The 20,892-nt window shown below is 58.2% G+C and carries 23 protein-coding genes and 1 tRNA gene; 10 read left to right on the forward strand and 14 right to left on the reverse strand.

Annotation, left to right across the window (positions count from 1 at the left end; genetic code table 11):
* Nucleotides 1–29: 29 nt before the first annotated feature.
* A tRNA-Arg gene (locus AS89_RS0115785) sits at nucleotides 30–106 on the reverse strand.
* Between the two features lie 240 nt (nucleotides 107–346).
* On the opposite strand from AS89_RS0115785, the gene AS89_RS0115790 reads away from it, so the two are divergent.
* Entirely contained in the window at nucleotides 347–772 is a 426-nt protein-coding gene (locus AS89_RS0115790) for a c-type cytochrome (RefSeq protein WP_010133706.1), read from the forward strand.
* Nucleotides 773–834: 62 nt separating this feature from the next.
* On the opposite strand, the gene AS89_RS0115795 is transcribed toward AS89_RS0115790, so the two are convergent.
* The 5 genes from AS89_RS0115795 to rep all read right to left on the reverse strand — a co-directional run bounded on the left by AS89_RS0115795 (nucleotide 835) and on the right by rep (nucleotide 8,250).
* On the reverse strand, nucleotides 835–1,803 hold the full coding sequence (locus AS89_RS0115795) for a HupE/UreJ family protein (RefSeq protein ID WP_010133707.1): 969 nt from the start codon (nucleotides 1,801–1,803) through the stop codon (nucleotides 835–837).
* Nucleotides 1,804–1,838: 35 nt separating this feature from the next.
* Complete coding sequence (locus AS89_RS0115800) at nucleotides 1,839–2,711, reverse strand: peptidyl-prolyl cis-trans isomerase (protein WP_010133708.1); 873 nt, start codon at nucleotides 2,709–2,711, stop codon at nucleotides 1,839–1,841.
* 33 nt (nucleotides 2,712–2,744) lie between these two features.
* Nucleotides 2,745–4,640 carry a DUF3604 domain-containing protein gene (locus tag AS89_RS0115805; protein ID WP_010133709.1) on the reverse strand — a complete coding sequence of 632 codons (1,896 nt, stop codon included), beginning with the start codon at nucleotides 4,638–4,640 and terminating at the stop codon, nucleotides 2,745–2,747.
* A gap of 120 nt (nucleotides 4,641–4,760) precedes the next feature.
* A complete protein-coding gene (locus tag AS89_RS0115810; RefSeq protein ID WP_010133710.1) occupies nucleotides 4,761–6,170 on the reverse strand; it encodes a hypothetical protein in 1,410 nt (469 codons plus the stop codon).
* 46 nt (nucleotides 6,171–6,216) lie between these two features.
* Nucleotides 6,217–8,250, reverse strand: a complete 2,034-nt coding sequence (gene rep, locus AS89_RS0115815; protein ID WP_010133711.1) for a DNA helicase Rep — start codon at nucleotides 8,248–8,250, stop codon at nucleotides 6,217–6,219.
* 191 nt (nucleotides 8,251–8,441) lie between these two features.
* Here rep and AS89_RS0115820 point away from each other — a divergent pair, with 191 nt between their 5' ends.
* From AS89_RS0115820 to AS89_RS0115830, 3 genes are read left to right on the forward strand one after another with little or no spacing between them, the layout of a single operon-like run.
* The gene (locus tag AS89_RS0115820) at nucleotides 8,442–8,675 is read left to right on the forward strand and encodes a DUF3565 domain-containing protein (protein WP_010133712.1); all 234 of its coding nucleotides are present in this window, start codon (nucleotides 8,442–8,444) and stop codon (nucleotides 8,673–8,675) included.
* On the forward strand, nucleotides 8,675–9,136 hold the full coding sequence (locus tag AS89_RS0115825) for a YaiI/YqxD family protein (RefSeq protein ID WP_010133713.1): 462 nt from the start codon (nucleotides 8,675–8,677) through the stop codon (nucleotides 9,134–9,136). The genes AS89_RS0115820 and AS89_RS0115825 overlap by 1 nt, the downstream gene beginning before the upstream one ends.
* A 2-nt stretch (nucleotides 9,137–9,138) precedes the next feature.
* Nucleotides 9,139–9,684, forward strand: a complete 546-nt coding sequence (locus tag AS89_RS0115830) for a GNAT family N-acetyltransferase (RefSeq protein ID WP_010133714.1) — start codon at nucleotides 9,139–9,141, stop codon at nucleotides 9,682–9,684.
* Nucleotides 9,685–9,707: 23 nt separating this feature from the next.
* On the opposite strand, the gene AS89_RS0115835 is transcribed toward AS89_RS0115830, so the two are convergent.
* The 4 genes from AS89_RS0115835 to AS89_RS0115845 all read right to left on the reverse strand — a co-directional run bounded on the left by AS89_RS0115835 (nucleotide 9,708) and on the right by AS89_RS0115845 (nucleotide 13,053).
* A complete protein-coding gene (locus AS89_RS0115835) occupies nucleotides 9,708–11,012 on the reverse strand; it encodes a DASH family cryptochrome (RefSeq protein ID WP_010133716.1) in 1,305 nt (434 codons plus the stop codon).
* 13 nt (nucleotides 11,013–11,025) lie between these two features.
* Nucleotides 11,026–11,190, reverse strand: a complete 165-nt coding sequence (locus AS89_RS18495) for a DUF2256 domain-containing protein (RefSeq protein WP_010133718.1) — start codon at nucleotides 11,188–11,190, stop codon at nucleotides 11,026–11,028.
* A gap of 31 nt (nucleotides 11,191–11,221) precedes the next feature.
* Nucleotides 11,222–12,712, reverse strand: a complete 1,491-nt coding sequence (locus tag AS89_RS0115840) for a YifB family Mg chelatase-like AAA ATPase (RefSeq protein ID WP_010133722.1) — start codon at nucleotides 12,710–12,712, stop codon at nucleotides 11,222–11,224.
* Between the two features lie 113 nt (nucleotides 12,713–12,825).
* A complete protein-coding gene (locus tag AS89_RS0115845) occupies nucleotides 12,826–13,053 on the reverse strand; it encodes an accessory factor UbiK family protein (protein WP_010133723.1) in 228 nt (75 codons plus the stop codon).
* A 436-nt stretch (nucleotides 13,054–13,489) separates the two neighbouring features.
* On the opposite strand from AS89_RS0115845, the gene AS89_RS0115855 reads away from it, so the two are divergent.
* The 5 genes from AS89_RS0115855 to AS89_RS0115875 all read left to right on the forward strand — a co-directional run bounded on the left by AS89_RS0115855 (nucleotide 13,490) and on the right by AS89_RS0115875 (nucleotide 17,046).
* Nucleotides 13,490–14,212, forward strand: a complete 723-nt coding sequence (locus AS89_RS0115855; protein WP_010133724.1) for a TorF family putative porin — start codon at nucleotides 13,490–13,492, stop codon at nucleotides 14,210–14,212.
* Nucleotides 14,213–14,266: 54 nt separating this feature from the next.
* Nucleotides 14,267–14,605 (forward strand): P-II family nitrogen regulator, encoded by a 339-nt coding sequence (locus AS89_RS0115860; protein ID WP_010133725.1) that lies wholly within the window; start codon nucleotides 14,267–14,269, stop codon nucleotides 14,603–14,605.
* A gap of 91 nt (nucleotides 14,606–14,696) precedes the next feature.
* Complete coding sequence (locus AS89_RS0115865) at nucleotides 14,697–15,956, forward strand: ammonium transporter (protein WP_010133726.1); 1,260 nt, start codon at nucleotides 14,697–14,699, stop codon at nucleotides 15,954–15,956.
* A 115-nt stretch (nucleotides 15,957–16,071) separates the two neighbouring features.
* The gene (locus tag AS89_RS0115870) at nucleotides 16,072–16,410 is read left to right on the forward strand and encodes a P-II family nitrogen regulator (protein ID WP_010133727.1); all 339 of its coding nucleotides are present in this window, start codon (nucleotides 16,072–16,074) and stop codon (nucleotides 16,408–16,410) included.
* 423 nt (nucleotides 16,411–16,833) lie between these two features.
* Nucleotides 16,834–17,046, forward strand: a complete 213-nt coding sequence (locus AS89_RS0115875) for a hypothetical protein (protein WP_010133728.1) — start codon at nucleotides 16,834–16,836, stop codon at nucleotides 17,044–17,046.
* Nucleotides 17,047–17,188: 142 nt separating this feature from the next.
* Here AS89_RS0115875 and AS89_RS0115880 read toward each other — a convergent pair whose 3' ends face one another.
* From AS89_RS0115880 to lptM, 4 genes are read right to left on the reverse strand one after another with little or no spacing between them, the layout of a single operon-like run.
* The gene (locus tag AS89_RS0115880) at nucleotides 17,189–17,950 is read right to left on the reverse strand and encodes a DUF484 family protein (protein WP_010133729.1); all 762 of its coding nucleotides are present in this window, start codon (nucleotides 17,948–17,950) and stop codon (nucleotides 17,189–17,191) included.
* Between the two features lie 51 nt (nucleotides 17,951–18,001).
* Nucleotides 18,002–18,832, reverse strand: coding sequence for a diaminopimelate epimerase (dapF, locus tag AS89_RS0115885; protein ID WP_010133731.1), 831 nt, complete (start codon nucleotides 18,830–18,832; stop codon nucleotides 18,002–18,004).
* Nucleotides 18,833–18,878: 46 nt separating this feature from the next.
* Nucleotides 18,879–20,138: a diaminopimelate decarboxylase gene (gene lysA, locus AS89_RS0115890; protein ID WP_010133732.1), complete on the reverse strand. Its 1,260-nt coding sequence runs from the start codon at nucleotides 20,136–20,138 to the stop codon at nucleotides 18,879–18,881.
* Nucleotides 20,135–20,413: an LPS translocon maturation chaperone LptM gene (gene lptM, locus AS89_RS17915; RefSeq protein WP_010133733.1), complete on the reverse strand. Its 279-nt coding sequence runs from the start codon at nucleotides 20,411–20,413 to the stop codon at nucleotides 20,135–20,137. Before lptM ends, lysA begins: the two co-directional genes overlap by 4 nt.
* Nucleotides 20,414–20,514: 101 nt before the next feature.
* Here lptM and cyaY point away from each other — a divergent pair, with 101 nt between their 5' ends.
* On the forward strand, nucleotides 20,515–20,847 hold the full coding sequence (gene cyaY / locus AS89_RS0115900; protein WP_010133734.1) for an iron donor protein CyaY: 333 nt from the start codon (nucleotides 20,515–20,517) through the stop codon (nucleotides 20,845–20,847).
* The last annotated feature ends 45 nt before the right edge of the window (nucleotides 20,848–20,892 follow it).

Genomic DNA, 20,892 nt, shown 5'->3' on the forward strand with positions numbered 1-20,892 from the left:
GCCGTACCGGTGGCGCCTTTTTTTATATATGGCCCGCCCGAGAGGATTCGAACCTCTGACCTTCGCCTCCGGAGGGCGACGCTCTATCCAGCTGAGCTACGGGCGGATTGGGGTGACCTTGGTGGTCAAAACGGCGCCAAATCAAGGGTTTACCGTTGTCTGGCGCGGACGCGGATTATACAGAAGGGCTATGGCAGGGCAAAGGAAATCCGGGAGATTTGCCCACTTATGGCTCACGGCCCTTCGCAGCGGGCGGCGCAATGCTTATAATGCGCGGCAATTTGGTAGAGGTTTGTGGCGATCGCGCCGGAATCTGCGGGCCGTATCTGGCCTTTAGGGGGAATGGATGAAGGTTGTATTCAATTTTGTAGCGGCCCTGGCCGTAGCGGCGGGCGCAGCAGTAGCGGTAGCCCAGACCCAGTCTGTTGATGAAGAGATTGCCGAGCGCCTGGCGCCTGCCGGCAAGACCTGTATGCAGGGTGATGAGTGCGCGGCGGCAGCGCCTGCGGCCAGTGCATCCACCGGTGGTGCCCGCAGTGGCAGTGATGTCTATGGTGCCCACTGCGCAGCCTGCCACATGACCGGCGCTGCGGGTGCTCCCAAGTTTGCGGACGCCGCAGCCTGGGCCCCACGTATCTCCAAGGGCATGGACACGCTGTACACCAACGCCATCAAGGGTATCGGTGCGATGCCGGCGAAAGGCCTGTGTATGACCTGTTCCGACGATGAGATCAAGGCAGCTGTCGACCACATGGTAGATGCCAGCAAGTAAGCTATTCGCTTACCGATCCAGTAAAAAGGCCGCTCATTGAGCGGCCTTTTTTGTTGCCCAGGTCATAGGTAAAACGCGCTTACGCGCTCGATGGTCCAGAACATGGCGACGCTGCCGATACTGTAGGCGGCGGCCAGCCGTACCAGTTGTCGATAACGCTGCGCGACTCCGATCGCCAGATAACCAACGCAGACCACCCCGACCACGAACAGCAGCTGGCCGATCTCCACGCCGGCATTGAACGACAGCAGCGCGAGCGGGATATCCGTCGCCGGCAACCCGATTTCCGTCAAAGCGCCGGCAAAGCCAAAGCCGTGCAGTAGGCCAAAGCCAAATGCCACAAGCCATGGGCTGCGATGGGTCTGACCGGGCCGTCCGAATTGGGTGCGCACGATTTCTGCGGCCAGCAGCAGAATGCTGAGGGCGATCACCGCCTCTACCGGCGCCTGTGGTACCTGCACCAGACCCAGCGACGCGACGCTGAGGGTGATGCTGTGGGCCACGGTGAATGCGGTGATGGTGGCCAGCAGCCGGCGCCAGCCAATCACGATCAGTAGTAATGCGAACACGAACAGCAGGTGATCGATGCCCAGCAATATATGCTCGACGCCGAGGCTGAAATAGCTCCAGGCAATGGCTCCGGCACCGGGTGTGACGTCGACAAGGGTGCTGTTTTGCCGGGGCGTCAGCCTGACGGTCTGCACTGGTCGGTCGATTCCGGCAATCCGCACTAGGGCATCGGTCATCGAGTGCTGCAGGCCAGCGATGGCAACTGGCAGGCCGTCGATACCGCCGGCGCAGGCCAGTCGCCAGCGGTACACGCGCGCACCCGCGACTTCAAAGCTAACCCGCTCGCCCTGTTCACGGCAGTTTGTCGGCAAGGTAGGCTCCATGGGGGCGGGGATGCCGCCCTTAATGGGCATTTTCCACAGCACCTCCCATATATCGTTACTGGCTTCTGTGAGTTCCAGATACGCGGGCTTTATTTCGTGGGCATGGCCTGGCGGGCTGGCCACAAGCGCGAGCGACACTAGGGTTCCCAATCCCAGTAGTAGCAATACCCGTCTCATTCGGCCGCGACCTCAACCTTCACCGGTGCCAGCAAGTGATGCGCCGCCTCCGGTATCAACACCTGATACTGCGCTCGCAGTGAATGGTAGAGAGTCGCTTGTGCCTGCTTGCGCTCTGCCTGTCGCCAGGCCCCTTCCACCGCATCGCGTACCTCGGCCAGCTTGGCATCGCGGCCTGGCTGGTGGCTGGCAATCCGCACCAGATGCATGCCATAGCTGGACTGGATGGGACCGTGCCACCGGCCGGTGGGTGCATTTGCCAGCGCAGCGGCAAAACCTTCGCCGAAGGTGCGGCCTATTGTGTGAGTGTCGCTATTTACGAGCTGCGCCGGGAGCATGATCGGGTCGCTGAGCTGGCGGTGGTCCGGCGGTGCTGGCGCACGCAACTGCTCGAGTAGTGCCATTACATCCGCACTGCTGTAGCGCCGGGCCGGATCCAGATACACCTGATCAAAGCTATAGCGTGCCTGTGCAGCAAATGCGCCGGGGTTGCTATCCAGATAGTCTTGCAGGTCTTGCTCAGTGGGCTGGCGCATCTGCGCGATATCGGCGGAAATGAATTCCATTTTCTGCGCGAGCCGGCGTCGCACCAGTGCGTCATCGCGGTCCAGCCCGAGTGCCAGCGCCTCCCGGTAGAAGATCTCTTCGCGAATATCATTCTCCAACAGCGCGGAGAGTTCCTTGGCGGTGGGTAGCCGCTGCCATTTGCGCTCGAATAGTGCCACATGCCGCTCAATGTCCTGGGCGGAGACCGCGATCTGCTTTTCCCCCATGTCCGTATCGCTCGGTGCCATCGCATAGAGCGCGAACATAAGCCCACCGATAACAGCGAAATGCAGCAGTGGCTCTTGGATTATTTTTTTGATCATGGGATGCCTCTGGAATGTATTTTTTGTGGGGCGCTAACTCGGGTTGTACCAGATGGGCGAGGTGTAGGCGCGTTCCTGCGAAGACAGGCGCGTGCCCTTGGGCATTTTCAGGCCGTAGTACTTTGCGTCGTGGGCCAGCCAGGTGGGTGTGGGGATTTCCAGTACGCGGATGTAATAAAACGCTTTTTCTTCCGGATCAAAATCCGGGTCTTTCCAGTAGGCCTGTAAAAAGGGCGCACCAATCGTATTGGTAAAACTCGCATCGGCTTCATTCACGGTATTGCCTACCGCTGTCTTGCAGCGTCCGTCGCTATCAATTTTTCGATCACCCGAAACGGCGACGTCGTAAATGCGCTCATGGGTTATGCCATCCTTGTCGAGCCAGCCTTTTACCACCTGGATGCGATCCAGGTTGCCGCCCTCCACTTCACGCATGGCGCGCACAAGGAAGGTCGGTGCCTTGCCGCCCGGTGCGCGGTTCAGGTCACCACCCATGGGCACGCCCTTGTCGTAACCGATTTTTGCAAATTCCGAGCTGGCGAGATCGCCTTCGGAAAAATCCCAGCCGCCAAATACGCGTACCTGCAGGCGGGTACCGCTGGTGCCGTAGGCCTCTTTGCGCTCCATGGCATCAAACAGGGCGGGGCGTGTGTTCTCGTTGGCCCATACCGCCACCAGTCCCGATGCCTGCAAGTCCACGGCAGAAATATTCAGACTCGGGTCCACCAGGGATTTAATCAGCACATCTTTGTAGCGCTCCGGGCTTGGCTCCAGAAGATGTGCCTTGCCGAACCAGTTGTTTTCTGCCGAAGTTGCCAGGCCGGTGTGGTTATCCGTGCTGCCGATCAAGCCGAATTTGAATGGATTGGTACCATAGGTTTCCTGCAGTGCCAGGCCATCTTTTAATGCTTGCCGCGCATACTCGTTTTCCAGCATGTCATTGGTTTTGGGTGCGGAACCCTGCAGGTTAGTTTTGTCCAGCAAACCAAAATCGGCGAATTCATCTTTGGGCGAGAGATACGGATGGGTCTCGCCGGTGCCCTTGGCCTGGGTGATTTCTACTAATGGTTCGCGCTTGGCCCGTGCTTCCACATAGTTGCGATCCCATTTGGAACCGTCGAATTTTTTCTTCTCGAAGAAGCGGCCGTTACTCAGATTGCCGTTGTGGGGAATGGCGAGCATACGGCCGCCGGTGGTCTGCTCGTAGCGGTCCATATATTTCCACAGCTCCTCCGGTGCTTCCGAGTCATAGGCGGAAAACGGCACCACTTGCTTGGCCTTGTCGCCGTCGTCGCGGAAGATCACAACCCGGTGCAGATTGTTGCCCTCCGGGTGTGAGGTCCATTCGAAACCGATAAATGCGGTAAATGCGCCCGGTTGATTATGTTTTTCTGCGGCATCCACAATTTCGCCCCACGCCGACTTGGTCATCTCTGGGCTGTCGAAAGGCCTCTCGGAACCGAAATTCAGCCACTCGATAAAGGCGTCGTAGCCTTTGCCGGCCTTGACCATGTCGTGCCATTTCTTGCCCAGTGGATCATTCAACACGGACGGGTCCGACTTGCGGATAAACGGAGCCAGGCCTAGAAGCTCGGCGTGATCGGCGACCACCAGGAAATCCAGCGGCGCGCGTAGACGCGCCTTTTGCCCGGTTTGCGACTCCACTACCGCACCTTTGGCAAACCGGTAGGCCTCTTCCGGGCCGACCTTTTCCTGCCCGGCCATGCCGGCATCGGTGGAGTAGCTGGTATGCAGGTGGGTGTCACCAAAATAGACCCGGCGCGGAAAATTCTCTGCGGGGTAGGGTGAATAAACACGGTCTTTCGGTGCCGGCTCGAGCTTCGCCCCCTGCGCCAGCGCCATTGGGCTAAAAAGGGCGGCAAGCAGGAGGACGCAGAGTGATGCGGGCAGGGTGAACTGGAGGCGCATGGGCAGGGTGCTCCGATTGGATCAACTGCCCAAATATAGAAGATGCGGCGATTGTGCTATGGCCCACCCTTCGCAGAGGCGGCAATTTCATGATTAAGTCGGATTATTGCAGGATCCGTCTCAATGGGCCGCCAGGTAATCCGTGGTGTCGAAGTACTTGGTGATGATCTGGTCGGCCCTGGCATCGTCACCGATGGTTTGCCGCAGAGTACGCTGCATAAATGCGTAGTCGGTGTATTGTGTTGGCTCGGTCAGCAGCGCATTCACCCAGGCGAGCAATGTATCGCGCCCGAGTTCTTTCTCCATTTCGATCCAGATTCCGCTGATGAGCTCGTAGCGCAGAAACTGGTCCAATAGCTGTACTTCATCAGAGGTACGGAAAATCTCAGATAGCGGTTGTGGCTGAGCGTTGCGAATGTGGCGTAGCTTGCTCTCGGCAATTTTCCGCTCGGCTTCTTCCCCCAGCTTGTTCGCCACGACTACGTAAGAGATATATTCCGCGATACTCTCGCTCAGGGCTGAACTCAGCTTTGAGTTTAACGGACGGAACTGGTTGGCATAGAGGTGCACCAGCTCGTGAGCAACAAATAGCGCGGAGCCCAGGCGCTTGTTGGTATTTTCCGCGAGCAATCTATCGAAAGTATTCGGCGCGTGAGCGACTTCCACCATGGTCGGCGCCGACATCCAGCCCCAGCTATCGTTACGGCTAAGTGGAGTGCTAAATAGGAACGTTAGGCCGTCGGTGCCAAATGGATGGCCCATCAGGGTGCTGATCTCTTCCTGATAGGATTGGACCTCGACGAGTGCCCATTCGGTAACTGCTGCGGAACTGGGACTGTCCAGTACCAGATGATTGCCGTGCTGTGAGAAGCTGAAATCACCGAGAAACAACAGCGGTTCCACAGGAGTAGTGGATACGAGCCGGGCTGCTTGTCCCTTTACCGGCTTGTTGCCATTGATATACAAAGCTTTGCAGTCACTGCAGCGCAGCTGGATATCGTAAGTGACCTCATATAAACGATGGTCAGTTTTCTTGTTATAAAACTGCGGGAACCACGCACTTTGCATTCCATCCGCGCGCAGGGTTTTGCCATTAAACGCGACGTTGCCCTTCCAGTCTTTGCGTCGTGCGTCCGCCATATCGCTAATTACTGGGAATTTCCCGGTGTATTTCCAGATTAGCGGGGTTGGCGCGAAGTCCGCTTTGCCGGTGTAGTCGAAAATGCTGTAAGCGCGGGCTTCGGATAGCGCGGTGGGGCTATCCGCGAGACCGTAATAGTAATTCGTTTCGCCGTCGGCACTGCGGATGTGCTGGATATTCAGGCCCGCATTCAGCATCAACAGGTGGTCCTGCTCCCGCGGCAGATTACTGATGGTGATTTCCGCATCGATGGTGCCCTGCTGAACAGAGACGTTGAGCTGACCTTCAACGTGGGGAACCTGCGCATGGGCTACGGATGAGATTGCGCTGAGGCAAAGAAAGCAGATGAGGACGGTACGCTCGATTGCCGCGGTGAAGTTCCATTTCATTTTTCGAATTCCTTTTTATTTTTGTTGGTCTGCTTGTGGGGAGAACTCAGTCAAACATACTGAGCAACGATCCCAAAGTCTCGTTACCCTTGGCTTGATTCTGCTCCGGCGACGCCTTGCCAAAGCCCTCGAAGATACAGTCCTCTTCGGGCAGCTCCTCGAGGAAGCGGCTCGGCGTGGTGTCCTGATTTTCCCCAAACATTTTGCGCTTGCCGGCCAGGGTCATAGTCAGGGTTTTCTGTGCACGGGTGATACCCACGTAGGTGAGGCGGCGCTCTTCCTCGATATTATCATCTTCAATGCTGTTGCGGTGCGGCAACAGGTTTTCTTCCATACCGATCATAAATACGTGCGGGTATTCCAGACCCTTGGACGCGTGCAGGGTCATCAGGCTGACCTTGTCGGTGGCCTCTTCCTCTTCTTGGCGGTCGAGCATGTCGCGCAAAATCAGCTTGGAGATGGCCTGCTCCAGGCGCACGTCCTGCTCCAGTTCGTCGTCGGTGCCGTCCATGGTTTTCATCAGCGAGTCGAGCAGCCAGTACACATTCTCCATGCGCTTTTCGGCCACCTTTTCGCTACTGGCGTTCTGCGACAGCCAGCCGGCGTAGTCGATATCGTCCAGCATCTCGCGCAGTGCCGACTCCGGGCTGTTGTCGCGACAATTGCGCGCAACACCTTCGAGCCAATGCGCGAAGCGATTCAGGCGTTCGTAGCCCGCCTCGGTGATGTGCTCCTTGAAGCCGAGTTCGCTACACGCGCTCAGCATCGAGATCTCGCGCCCCTTGGCGTAGTTGCCCAGAGCCTCCAGGCTACTGGTACCGATCTGCCGGCGCGGGGTATTAATGATGCGCAGGAAGGCGTTGTCGTCGTCCGGGTTGACCAGCAGGCGCAGGTAAGACATCACGTCCTTGATCTCGGCGCGGGCAAAAAAGCTCGTGCCGCCGGAGAGCTGGTAGGGAATCTGGTTTTCCTGCAGCTTCATCTCGATCAGGCGCGCCTGGTGATTGCCGCGGTAGAGCACGGCAAAGTCCATAAACTTGCAGCCGCGGCGGGCCTTCTGCAGGAAGATCTCGTTGGCGACGCGCTCGGCTTCTTCGTTCTCATTAGCCACCTTGAGCACGCGGATTTCGTCACCGAGGCCGCGGTCGGACCACAGCGCCTTGTCGAATTCGTGCGGGTTGTGCGCGATCAGGTGGTTGGCCACCTTGAGGATGCGGCTGGTGGAGCGGTAGTTCTGCTCCAGCTTGATTAGGCGCAGGTTGGGATAGTCCTGCTTTAGCTGGCTCATGTTTTCCGGGCGCGCACCGCGCCAGGCGTAGATGGACTGGTCGTCGTCACCTACCACGGTGAGGCCGCCGCCGCTGCCCACCAGCATTTTCACCAGCAGGTACTGGGAGCTGTTGGTGTCCTGGTATTCGTCCACCAGCAGGTAGCGGATCTTGCGGCGCCAGCGCTGCAGCAGCTCCGGGTCGGTGTCGAAAAGCTCCACCGGGATCATGATCAGGTCGTCAAAGTCCACGGAGTTGTAGGCCTTGAGGGCGTCACAATAGCGCCCGTAGGCCACCGCCATGGCCTGCTCACCGGGGCTCTGGGCCATTTCCAGCGCCTTGCGCGGGGTGAGCATGTCGTTCTTCCAGTTGGAAATCTGGTTCTGTACCCGGTCGAGCAGGTCGGTATCCAGGTCGCCATCGCGCAGCATCAGCTCCTTGATCAGGGCGCGGGCGTCCTCGGCATCGAAGATGGAGAAGCCCGGCTTGAAGCCGGCGGCGTGGTATTCCTTGCGCAGGATGTTCAGGCCCAGGTTGTGGAAAGTGGACACGGTCAGGCCGTGGGAGGCCTTGGATTTCTTGCCATCGGGGCCGGTGACCAGCTTGCCGACCCGCTCCTTCATCTCCCGCGCGGCCTTGTTGGTAAACGTGAGTGCAGCGATGTTTCGCGCCTGATAGCCGCATTGTTCGATCAGATAGGCGATTTTTCGCGTAATTACACTGGTTTTGCCGGAGCCGGCACCGGCCAGTACCAGACAGGGGCCGTCGATGTATTTGACGGCTTCCGCCTGGCGTGGATTGAGCTTGGTCATAAGCGAAACAGGATCGAGATACAGCTGGGTTGGGCGACAGAATCTGGCGATTTTACCAGCGCAAGGGCGGCTTGGCTGTGCCTGTGGCGAGGTTTTATTGTGACCAGCAGGCCGCCGCTTTTACCTGCAACAGGATTTTGTCTATAAAGGGCGCCCAAGCCAGGTGGGGTTGAGCAGCAAGAGGGAGCGCTATGCAGCAGCCGATAACCGGCTACCATCGCGATGACGAGGGCCACTGGGTGGCGCAGCTGGCCTGTGGCCACAACCAGCATGTACGTCACGACCCGCCGTGGCAGAATCGGCCGTGGGTCACTACCCCGGAGGGCCGGGCCAAGATGCTGGGGTTCAAGCTCCAGTGCAAAAAGTGCGACGAAGGTGCCCCCTTGGATGAACAACCGCCCTCACAATCGAGAGAGTCCAATTAATGCCGAAGATCTGGGTGGACGCCGATGCCTGTCCCACCGTTATCAAAGAAATCCTGTTTCGCGCCGCCGAGCGCACCGAGACGGAGCTGACTCTGGTGGCCAACCAGTATGTGCGCGTGCCGCCCTCCCAATACATCCGTGCGGTGCAGGTAACCTCAGGCTTTGACGTGGCCGATAACGAAATCGTGCAGCGCTGTGAGGAGGGGGACCTGATTATTACGGCGGATATCCCGCTGGCGTCGGAAGTGATCGACAAGGGTGCCACCGCGCTGAATCCGCGCGGTGAAAAATATTCCAAAGCCAATATCCGCGCGCGCCTGAATATGCGCGATTTTATGGAGACCTTGCGCTCCAGTGGCGTGCATACCGGAGGGCCGCCGCCACTCGGGCAACAGGAGCGCAAGGCGTTTGCCGATCAGCTGGATCGCTGGTTGGTGCAGTGTCGTCGCAGTGGGAAATAACAATGACTGTGGAGATTGCACAACCTAAAACGGAGCGTCTGCAACTCCGCCAGTGGTGCGACAGCGACCGGGCACCGTTTGCCGCAATGAACGCTGACCCGGTGGTGATGGAACATTTCCCCAAGCTGCTAGGTCGTGAAGAGAGTGATGCCGGCGTCGATCGCCAGATTGCGCATATCGACAAGCACGGGTGGGGTTTCTGGGCGGTAGAGACTCTGGCGGACAAGCGATTTATTGGCTTTGTCGGCATCAAAAATGTTACCGACGATATGCCGTTTGCACCTGCGGTGGAGATTGGCTGGCGCCTGGCACCCGCAGCCTGGGGCAAGGGTTACGCTACCGAGGCCGCGCGTGCGAGTCTCGCTTATGGATTTGCCCGGTTAGGGCTTGAGGAAATTGTCTCGTTTGCCGTAGTTGGCAACCTGCGTTCGCGCGCGGTGATGGAAAAGCTGAGCATGGTGCGGGAAGCTAACTTTTTGCATCCGGGATTACCCGCCGGGCACCCGATGCAGGAGCATGTGTTGTACCGGCTATCGAGGTCTGTGTGATCGTTGTGCGTGCTTAATTTCAGCTAATTACCTAGCCATAACCTGCGATACTGTTTATGCGGATCGTAATTTTCCGCCTGTCGCTCGATATTAAATCGGCGATCACGCGGATCATTTCCAACGCCGCTGTTGTACATCCAGTTGCCATAGTTACTGTGCACGTCATAGTCGATAAGCTGGCTTTCAAACCAGGCGGCGCCGGCGCGCCAGTCCTGCTGTAATTCCTTCGCCCAGTAGCTCGCTACATTCTGCCGTCCGCGATTGCTCATCCAGCCGGTAGCGGCGAATTCGCGCATATTGGCGTTGACGAAGTCGTAGGGTGTGCGCCCGTCTATCCATGCTGCGAGTTTTTCTGGATCAAGCTGCCACGTGTACTTCCGCGCGCGAATACCGCTCAGGGCAAACAGACGATCGCCGTGCTTGAGCGATATGTATTTGAAGTAGTCGCGCCACAGCAGTTCAAACTGCAGCCAGTAGGTATCCTCGTTGGCCGTTACCTCGCGCTCGAAACGTTTCAATTCGGCATACACTTCCCGTGCCGACAGGCTGCCATTGGCCAGCCAGGCGGAGAGCTTGCTGCTGTACTCGGTGCCGATTAATCCGTTGCGGGTTTGTTTGTAGCGAGTAATGTTTTCGCTGTTCCAGAAGTATTCCTCGATACGTTGCTTGCCCGCGGAACTACCGCCGCTAAAGGGGAAAGCACTGCGTGGATCCGCTTTGGGTTGTTCCAGCCCAAGTCCTTCGATGGATGGTATTGACGAACTGCCACCGGCGGCGGTGAGATTCTTTGCTGCACGTGGCGAGGGGGTGGGCAATGGCGAGCGTATTGGTAATTGTTGCTCGATTACTTTGCGGAACTGGGTGAACACTTCCGGTAATTCTGCGACCTCTGCAAACGGTAGATCATCGGGGTGGATGAGAAACTGGTCGTAATCGGTGTGGATGTGCACTGCGTCCATGGCCGGTGCCGCTTGCAGCGACGTCAGCACGGTACGCTCATCGCGGGTCCACTCCCGTTGCAAAAACAGCTCGGTTACCGCGTGCTCGGTGACCAGTTCTGGAATCACCTGTGCCGGCGCACCCTGACGAATTAGCAGGGGTATATTCAGGTCGGCTAACTGCTGTTTCAAATCTTCCAGGCTCTGCAGGAGAAACTGCGCGCGAAATTTACCGGTGCGGGGAAACCCGAACGGATCGGTGCTGAAAAATTGCGGATCAAAACAGTAGAGAGCAATGACCGGCGTATCCCCGTTTGCCGATGCACAGGCTTGAGTCAGCGCTTGATTGTCATGGCTGCGCAAATTATGGAGAAACCAGACCAGTTTCATTTAGCCTCCGCCGCTAGTTTTCGTTTCTGCTTTTCGTTGAAACTCGGTGGCGCTGTCGTCGGCAGCGTTCGCTACAGTAACGCACTTCGTGCCAGCAGCGCTTCCATTTCCGCCGCCAGGTAAAGGGGCGCCCGCAAACCGGGCAGGTTTTTTCAGGAAGCGCGTTTTTCCGAGTCACTTTTTACTCTAGCGGGAAATAGCCTGGATCCTCAGGCGGGCGAGACGGTTTTGCGGTCCAGGTTGCGATAGGCCAACGCCTCAGCGAGATGTGCCGTGCCGATATGCTCCTCTCCACTCAGGTCCGCCAGGGTGCGTGCCACTCGCAGTACCCGGTGGTAACTGCGCGCCGACAACCCCAGCTTTTCTACCGAGGCGCGCAACAGTGCACTCTCGGCTTTCCCCAAACGACAGTATTCATCCAGTTCACTGCCCTGCAGCTCGCCGTTGATCTTCCCTTGCCTTTGCAATTGTGCCTGGCGTGCGCTGCGCACCCGTTCCCGCACCACTGTTGAGGATTCTCCGGTGAGGGAATCCTGCAACTGGGCCGCGCTCATGCTGGCGACTTCTACCTGCATATCGATGCGGTCCAGTAGCGGGCCGGAGAGTTTGTTGCGGTAGCGGTCGATCTGGTCCGGCGTGCAGCGGCAGCGGGATTCTCCCAGATAGCCACAGGGGCAGGGGTTCATTGCCGCAACCAGCTGGAATTGAGCGGGGAAGGTGACCTGGGCGCGGGCGCGGGAAATACGCACTTCGCCGTTTTCCAATGGCTCGCGCAGTATTTCCAGCGCCGAGCGCGGAAATTCCGGCATCTCATCGAGAAACAGTACGCCGCGGTGGGCGAGGCTGATTTCCCCTGGGCGCGGGTTGCTGCCACCGCCCACCAGTGCGGTAGGTGAAGCGGAATGATGTGGTGCGCGGAAGGGCCTTTGTTGCTCGCGCACGAGTCCCGCACTTGAGTAGAGCGCGGCTACCTCGATGCGTTCGCGCTCGGTCAGCGGCGGCAGTATTCCCGGCAGGCGGCTGGCTAGCATGGTTTTGCCGGTGCCCGGGGGGCCATAAAACAACAGGTTGTGCGACCCCGCAGCGGCTACCTCCAGCGCTCGTCGCGCCTTCAGCTGCCCGCGCACGTCGGCGAGGTCTGCATATAGTGCTTCGTCGATGGCGTCATCGACAACGGCATCGGGTAAGGGCTCGCGCCCGTGCAGTTGTGCACAGACCTGCAGCAGGCTGGTGGCAGATTTGACCGGGGTTTTGATCAGCGCCGCTTCCGCTGCCGACTCTGCCGAAATCACCAGTGTGCGACCGCTATCGCCGCAGGCCATGGCCGCCGGCAGCCCCCCGGGCACCGGGCGCAGGCTGCCAGACAGGGCCAGCTCGCCGATAAATTCAAACTGCGCCAGGATTTCCCCGGGTATCTGGCCGGAGGCCGCCAGGACACCCAGCGCAATCGCCAGGTCGTAGCGACCGCCGGCCTTGGGCAAATCGGCGGGAGCCAGGTTCACGGTGATGCGCCGCTGGGGAAACTCAAAATGGCTGTTGATAATGGCGCTGCGCACGCGATCGCGGCTCTCGCGCACGGCGGCTTCTGGCAGCCCGACAATATTGAATGCGGGCAAACCGTTGGCGAGATGGGTTTCTACGGTGACCAGTGGCGCCGCGACCCCCAGTTGGGCACGGGCATAGGTAATGGATAGGCTCACTTTTCGTCCTGAAAAAATGTCTTCCGTGAAATATTTTGCTCATTGCGAGCGGCTGCGAGCTAAATTAACCCGCAGCTTTTCTGAGTAACCGGGTGTGGCAGTTACTGCGGACCTTACCGCTGTTGCGCCAATTGTTCTTCCAGCGCAACGATCTGCTGCTCAAGTTGCGCGAGCTTGTCTTCTGCACGCGCCAGCTTGGCGGCCTGGATATCGAACTCCTGCTGGCTTACCAGCGGGAGTTTGCCCAGCGCTACCGCCAGCGCATCCTTCAAATCGTTGCTGATCACTGCCCCTTGTTGTTGCAGCTCATTGAGTAACTGTTGCAATTTTTCCGCGGCCAAGCGCAATTCTCCACTACAAAACTCGATATTCGTAGCTGCAAATAGTACAGCAGCCCGGATTTCCCACCAAGGCAATCAGGCGCTGCTCTTATTTAGGTCACACACCGGCACGCCGGCACAGATCGGTGCCCACTTTGGGTGCAGGTTCCATTTTGGTGCGCACTATTTTTGCGCAGCCGCGTGAGGTGGTCCCGGTGATTTCTGTGAAACAGGTTTGAATGTCGGTCTAACTTGTTGATTTGTATGGGCTTTTAAAAGTTGGCACTAACTCTGCAAGTAGTCTCCGCGAATCGCCCTGGTAACGAAGGCAGGGAACAGGTCTTCGAGTGAAGCACCCGGGCGAGAGCGGTGAGTGTCGTCTCCCCGACGTAGTCAGCGCCGCTGAATAATAAAAATACAAACAATATTTCACACAGAGATCTAGGAGAACCTAAAAGTGGGATTCAATAAAAAAGTTGCAGCGATCGTATCCGGTAGCGTCCTGGCCATGGCCATCTCTAGCGCCGCTACCGCCGAAGAATCTGGCCCCAGTCTCAGCGCCAATGTTGGTGTTGTTACTGACTACCGTTTCCGCGGCATTTCCCAGACCGACAGCAACCCGGCTGTGCAGGGTGGTGTAGACCTGGACCTGGGTAACGGCTTTTACGCAGGTACCTGGGCCTCCCAGGTGGATTTCGCGTACGGCACTGACGAAACCGATTTCGAGCAGGATTTCTACGGCGGCTATGCCGGCGAAACTGCTGGCGGTGTTGGCTATGACGTTGGCTACATCTACTACGCCTACCACGGCAGCGATCAGGACGAAGACTATCAGGAAATCTACGGTAGCCTGAGCCTGGGTGATGCTTCCTTTGGCTTTGCGTACTCCGACGATTACTGGCTGCAGAGTGGTGAGTTCTACTACCTGAGCGCCGGTTACTCCTTCAGCTTGGCCAACGACATTTCTCTGGACCTGAGCGCTGGCCTGAACCTGTTTGACGAAGAAATCTTCCTGAACGGTTCCGATTCTTACATCGATTACTCCGTATCTGTGGGTAAAGAGTTCGGTGGCCTGGCCCTGAGTGCTTCCCTGGTTGGTACCGACGTAAGCGACCAGGAGTGCTTCTTCACTGACTGGTGCGAGCCGACCGTTCTGGCTGGTGCTTCTTACAGCTGGTAACAGCAAAAAATGAGCCCGCTCACTGAGTGGGCTTACTTATTTAGGGGGGAGACCATGAAACTGGTAACCGCAATTATTAAACCTTTCAAGCTCGACGCAGTGCGCGATTCCCTGGCAGAAGCCGGTGTAAGTGGCATTACCGTGAGTGAAGTAAAAGGTTTTGGGCGGCAGAAAGGACATACCGAACTCTATCGTGGTGCTGAGTACGTAGTGGACTTTCTGCCCAAAACCATGTTGCAAATTGCCGTTGAAGACAGCCAGGTGGATGCCGTGCTGGAAGCAATTGGCAAGGCAGCGCAAAGCGGCAAGATCGGCGATGGCAAGATCTTTGTTGCAAACCTCGAGCAGGCAATCCGCATTCGTACCGGTGAGTCCGGTGCCGAAGCGATCTAATTAATAGAACAGATTGCCAAAACGATTCTTTGATCAATAGACAACAACTGCCGGGGTAACCCGGACTAGTTTGGGTTAAACGGAGCGAAAAATGGAAAATCAAATTTTTCAGTTGCAGTACGCAATTGATACATTTTATTTCCTCGTGTGTGGTGCACTGGTTATGTGGATGGCAGCGGGCTTTGCCATGCTGGAAGCAGGCCTGGTGCGTTCTAAGAACACCACCGAGATTCTTACCAAAAACGTAGCGCTATTCGCGATTGCGTGCACCATGTACCTGATCAGCGGTTACGCGATCATGTACGATGGCGGCTGGTTGCTGAACGGCATTGAGGCCTTCAGCCTCGACGAAGTACTCGCATCATCTGCTGAGAACGGTTTCGACGGTGATTCCGTGTACTCGGGTGCTTCCGACTTCTTCTTCCAGGTCGTGTTCGTTGCTACTGCAATGTCCATCGTATCTGGTGCGGTTGCCGAGCGCATGAAGCTGTGGAGCTTCCTGATCTTCGCGGTTGCGCTGACAGGTTTCATCTACCCGCTGGAAGGTTACTGGACCTGGGGCGGTGGTGAAGTATTCGGCCTGTACAACCTGGGCGACCTGGGCTTCTCCGACTTCGCCGGTTCCGGCATCGTACACATGGCGGGTGCCGCTGCTGCACTGGCTGGCGTACTGCTGCTGGGTGCTCGTAAAGGCAAATACGGCAAGAACGGTGAAATCTACGCGATTCCTGGCGCCAACCTGCCGCTGGCAACCCTGGGTACCTTCATCCTGTGGATGGGCTGGTTCGGTTTCAACGGCGGTTCCGTACTGAAGCTGGGCGATGCGGCAAGCGCGCACTCTGTTGCTTTGGTATTCCTGAACACCAACGCCGCTGCTGCGGGTGGTGCGGTTGCCGCGCTGATTACTGGTCGCATCCTGTTCGGCAAAGCCGACCTAACCATGCTGCTGAATGGCGCACTGGCTGGCCTGGTAGCGATCACCGCTGAGCCTTCTACCCCGACTCCTCTGCAGGCGACCCTGTTCGGCGCGCTGGGTGGCATCCTGGTAGTCTTCTCCATCATCACCCTGGACAAGCTGCGCATCGACGATCCTGTTGGCGCCATCTCCGTGCACGGTGTTGTTGGTCTGCTGGGCCTGCTGCTGGTACCGGTTACCAACGATGGTTCTTCCTTCAGCGGTCAGCTGATCGGTGCTGCCACCATCTTTGGCTGGGTATTCTCTGCCTCCTTCGTAGTCTGGTACGCCCTGAAGCTCATCACCGGTATCCGAGTGACCGAAGAAGAAGAGCAACAAGGTGTTGACTTGGCCGAGTGCGGAATGGAAGCTTATCCGGAATTTACGAGCAAGTAATTGCTCATAGAGAAGTCCGCCGGTACTTGGAACCCCAATACCGGCGGCAGCTAGGAATCTTCCGGTACCGGTTTTCGGGCCGGTACCCGCAAGAAACATAATTAGGGGATAAGTCATGAAATTGATTACGGCTGTTGTAAAGCCATTCAAACTGGACGACGTGCGTACCGCGCTGTCTGAAGTGGGCGTGCAGGGCATGACCGTGACCGAGGTGAAGGGCTTTGGCCGTCAGAAAGGCCACACCGAGCTCTACCGTGGCGCTGAATATGTCGTAGATTTCCTGCCCAAGGTAAAGCTGGAGCTGGCGGTTGGCGACGACATGGTAGATAGCGCTGTTGAAGCCATTACCAAGGCAGCGCAAACCGGCAAAATCGGTGACGGCAAAATCTTTATCACTGCGCTCGAAGAAGTAATCCGTATTCGTACCGGCGAAACCGGCAGCGAAGCGGTCTGATCAAAGAATCGGACACAGTGTTTTATGAGCCCCGCTCTGCGGGGCTTTTTTGTGCGCGAAAGAAATGTGGCATAGACGCCTGTTGCACGGCGGCCAAAACATTTTACCGCGGTGCGTGACGTCGTAATTGTGGCGCGAAAAAAAGCATAACCAACAGCAATAAATCGGGCAAAAATCGCACAAAAAAACTCTACCGGAAAAGGGAACCTTTTCTGGCAGGCTGCTTGGACACTGCCTATAAATATTTCGCCGCAGGTAATCTTCTGCTTGGCGAGTTTTATTTGCTGTTTTGCTTCGCGAGAGTTTCTTGTCGTGGTGTGAAAAGGTAAAGCAACCGACAAGTGCAGACATTGGTCGGAGGTTGGCTGCGGCAGCAGGGGTATTCCCTCTGTAACAGGGGTATCAAGTTACAGGGTAATTGACATGAAAGACGACCAGTCCAGCGCTCGAGCGAAAGACAATGAGGATTTTGCCGAGGAGCGCACGCTTTCCTCCCGCCAGCGGGCCCGCAGTCAACTGAGTGCCGAGGTCGAGGCCTTTCTCGCCAGAGGCGGCGCCATCGATGAAGTGGCGCCAGATGTAACTGCAGACCCTCCGCGTAAGCCGCAGCCGAAGTATGGCAGTCGGCCCATCTAAGCGCACTGGAACAGGAAATACTGGATGCTGGCCTGGCCGGCAAGACGATAGATTGACGGGGCTCACCCAAAGATTGACTGCGTCACCCCGGCCCGTGCCGGGGTCCAGTTTTCCGGTTCACCCACCGCACACTTTTTTAGCGTTAGCTCTGCGCCAGCAAGTCCGGCAGCCGCCGCTCGAGCACCTCACCGATATACGACAGGAACAGGGTACCCAGGCTGGAACGGTAGTGATTGGGGTCGCTGGAGCCCACCGCCAGGATGCCCAGCTGGCCCGCCAGCGGTACCACCGCCGCCGACGCTACCTTGTCGGACTCGTCGCCGAACAGGTAGGTGGTTTCCGAAGGGCGTAGGGTGCCGCACACGGTGCGACCATTGCGCAGAATGGAGCCGATGGCATTCTCTGCGCTGACGCGACTGCTGGTGCGCACCTGACCCAGTTGCTTGCCGGAACCGGGCAGGGGGCCAAATACCGTCAGTGAGGTGGTTTCTACCTTGAAGTCATCGGCAAAGCTGCGCAGCAGCGCGTCGCCGGCTTCGCCCAGGGTGCGCGCTTCCAGCAGTGCCAACACCAGTTGGCGGCTGTGCATAAACAGCTGGTCGTTGTCTCGCGCGGCCTGCAGCAGCTGGTCGAGTCGCTGGCGCATCTCGATATTGCGTTCGCGCAGCAGGTTGGTCTGGTGTGTCATCAGCGACACGGTCTTACCCGATTCTTTCGGCAGCTGGATGGTTTCCAGCAATTCCATATTTTCGGCAAAAAACGTCGGGTTCTGGATCAGGTAGCGGGCCACCTGCCGCGACAGCAGCTTTTTGTTGCGCTGGTTTTCGCTGTCGGCCATTTCCTGTTTGTCCAGGTTGGCTTCAACTTGGCTATCGAGCAGGGGGGCGTCGCTATGATCGGTCATGTTCGGGTTCGTTATGTTTTGTCGGAATCGCAGTCACTGCGCTGCGGTGGCTCAGAGAACAATCTGACCGTGGTACACGGAGGCAGTGGGTCCGGTCATGGTAACCGGCTCACCGGGCCCCGGCCAGTGAATCGTCAGGGTGCCGCCCGGTAGGGCGATCTGCACTTCGTCATCTACCAGCCCGCGTAGCCGTGCAGATACCATCGCGGCACAGGCACCGGTGCCGCAGGCACGGGTCTCACCGACGCCCCGCTCGAACACCCGCAGGCGCGCTTTACCGCGCTCTTCAATCTGCAGAAAGCCCACATTGACGCGGGCGGGGAAGCGCGGGTGGCTTTCGATGGCGGCCCCGAGGCTGTCCACCGGCGCTTTGCTGACGTCATCCACCAGCAGTACCGCGTGGGGATTGCCCATGGAAACCGCGCCGACGTTGTAGGTCTCGCCATTTACGTCCAGCGGGTAGGACTCGGCCTGAATGTCCGCCTGGAACGGTACCGCAGATGGCTCCAGCACCGGCGCGCCCATATCGACGCTCACCTGGTCCTTTTCCTGCACCTTGAGCTCGAGGATGCCAGCGGCGGTTTCCACCAGAATGTGTTCCTTGCTGGTCAGGCGACGGTCGCGCACGAAGCGGGCAAAGCAGCGCGCGCCATTGCCACAGTTTTCGACCTCGCTGCCATCGGCGTTATAGATGCGATAGCGGAAATCCACATCCGGATTGCGCGGTGCTTCCACCAGCAACAGCTGATCGCAGCCGATACCGGTGTGCCGGTCAGCGATCTGGCGGACTTTTTCCGGCGACAGCTTCACCCGTTGGGTGATGCCGTCGACCATGACAAAGTCATTGCCGAGGCCGTGCATTTTGGTGAATTTGAGCCGCATCTACTGTGTTTCCTATCCGTTTGTTCCGTCTACCCTTGCCGCTCGCTTACTGGTCGGCTTTGGCGGGCACGGTTGATTCCCCGCGCACCAGGTCCGCCAGAGTTTCACGCGCGCGCACCAGATAAGTCTTATCGCCGTCTACCAGTACTTCTGCGGCACGGGTGCGCGAGTTGTAGTTGGAGCTCATGGTAAAGCCGTAAGCGCCCGCCGATAGCATGGCCAGCAACTGGCCCTCTTCGAGCGCCAGCGAGCGGTGCTTGCCGAGAAAGTCGCCGGTTTCACACACCGGGCCGACGATATCCCAGCTCTCGGTATCGCCGTTGGACGGGGTTACCGCGACGATATCCTGCCAAGCCTGATACAGCGCCGGGCGCAGGTTGTCGTTCATGGCGGCATCGACGATCGCAAAATTGTGCTCTTCGGTGCGCTTGAGGAATTCCACTTTGGTCAGCAGCGCGCCGCCGTTGGCGGCAATGGAGCGGCCTGGTTCCAGTACCAGTTCCAGCTCGCGGCCCGCGAGGCGTTCTTTGACCGCACCGAGGTAATCACTCACTTGCGGTGGTTCTTCGCCACGGTAGCGCACACCCAGGCCGCCGCCCAGGTCCAGGTGCTTCAGCTTGGTGCCGTCTTCGGCGAGTTCGTCGATCAGCAGCAGCAGGCGGTCGAGGGCATCGAGGAAGGGGGCCAGCTCGGTCAGCTGGGAGCCGATATGGCAGTCCACACCCACCGCATTGAGGCTTTGCGAATCGGCAATGCGCGCATAGACCGCACGTGCACGCTCGATGGCGATGCCGAATTTGTTTTCTTTCAGGCCGGTAGAAATATACGGGTGAGTATTGGCATCCACATCCGGGTTCACCCGCAGCGACACCGGTGCTGCCACGCCCATTTCCGCGGCAACCGCTTCCAGGCGGTCCAGCTCGGACTCGGATTCCACGTTAAAGCAGTGCACACCCACCGACAGCGCGCGGCGCATTTCGTCGGCGGTCTTGCCTACCCCGGAGAAAACAACTTTGGCCGGGTCGCCGCCGGCCATCAGCACGCGCTCCAGCTCACCGGCAGACACGATGTCAAAACCCGCACCCAATTGCGCCAGTACCGACAGGATACCCAGGTTGCTGTTGGCCTTGATCGCATAGCAGATCAGCCCCGGGTGGTCGCCCAGCGCATCGGCGTAGGCACGATACTGGCGTTCGTAGTGGGCGCGGCTGTATACATAGGTGGGGGTGCCAAACTGTTCGGCTATTTGCTCGAGGCTCACGCCCTCGGCCCACAGGCTTCCCTGCTGATAGTGAAAATCGCTCATTTGGATACTGCTTCTGCTTCCGTGTGTTGCTGGTGGGTGTCTTGTTCTTGTTGTGCGGAGCCTATCGGCTTCCGCTGTTCCTCACGACTGGATGCGGGTTGCCCATGGCTGTGGCCGCCGGATGTGGTGACGCCGGTGCCGGCTGCTCCTGCAGCGCCGCTTGCGCCGGGTGCTGCGGGATCTTGCGGCAGATAAAGCGGGCCCTTCTGGCCGCAGGCGGCGAGTGTCGCGGAGAGCGCGACCATGGCGGTCAGTGAAATCAGCTGTGTGCGCATTGGGTATACCTGCCGCTCTACGCGGGACGAGAAGACCAGAAAAGCCTGCTAGTATAGCGACCCTCGCTCTAATGCAACACAGTAACAAAAGTAACCGAATTATGACCCAGGCCGCCTCTCAAGCCAGCTACAACGCCGCCATCGAAGAAACCCTGATTGCGATCGAAGATGCGCTGGATAACTGCGATGTGGATATGGATTATGAGCGCGCGGATGCGGTGCTCACGATTGTGCTCGAAGACAACGGCACCCAGGTGATTCTGTCACGCCAGAGTGCGGTTCAGGAGCTGTGGGTGGCGGCGCGCTCTGGCGGTTACCACCTGAGTTTCCAGAACCCCGGGTGGAAGTGCAACACCACCGGTGAAGACCTGCCGACCTTGCTGGACCGGGTGTTGACCGAGCAGCAGGGCAGCTCGGTTACGCTCAACCTCTAACCACTGTATTGCCACTGATTAGTGTGACCCAGCGCATGGTTTGCC

This window comes from Microbulbifer agarilyticus S89 (assembly GCF_000220505.1).
Taxonomy (GTDB): Bacteria; Pseudomonadota; Gammaproteobacteria; order Pseudomonadales; family Cellvibrionaceae; genus Microbulbifer; species Microbulbifer agarilyticus_B.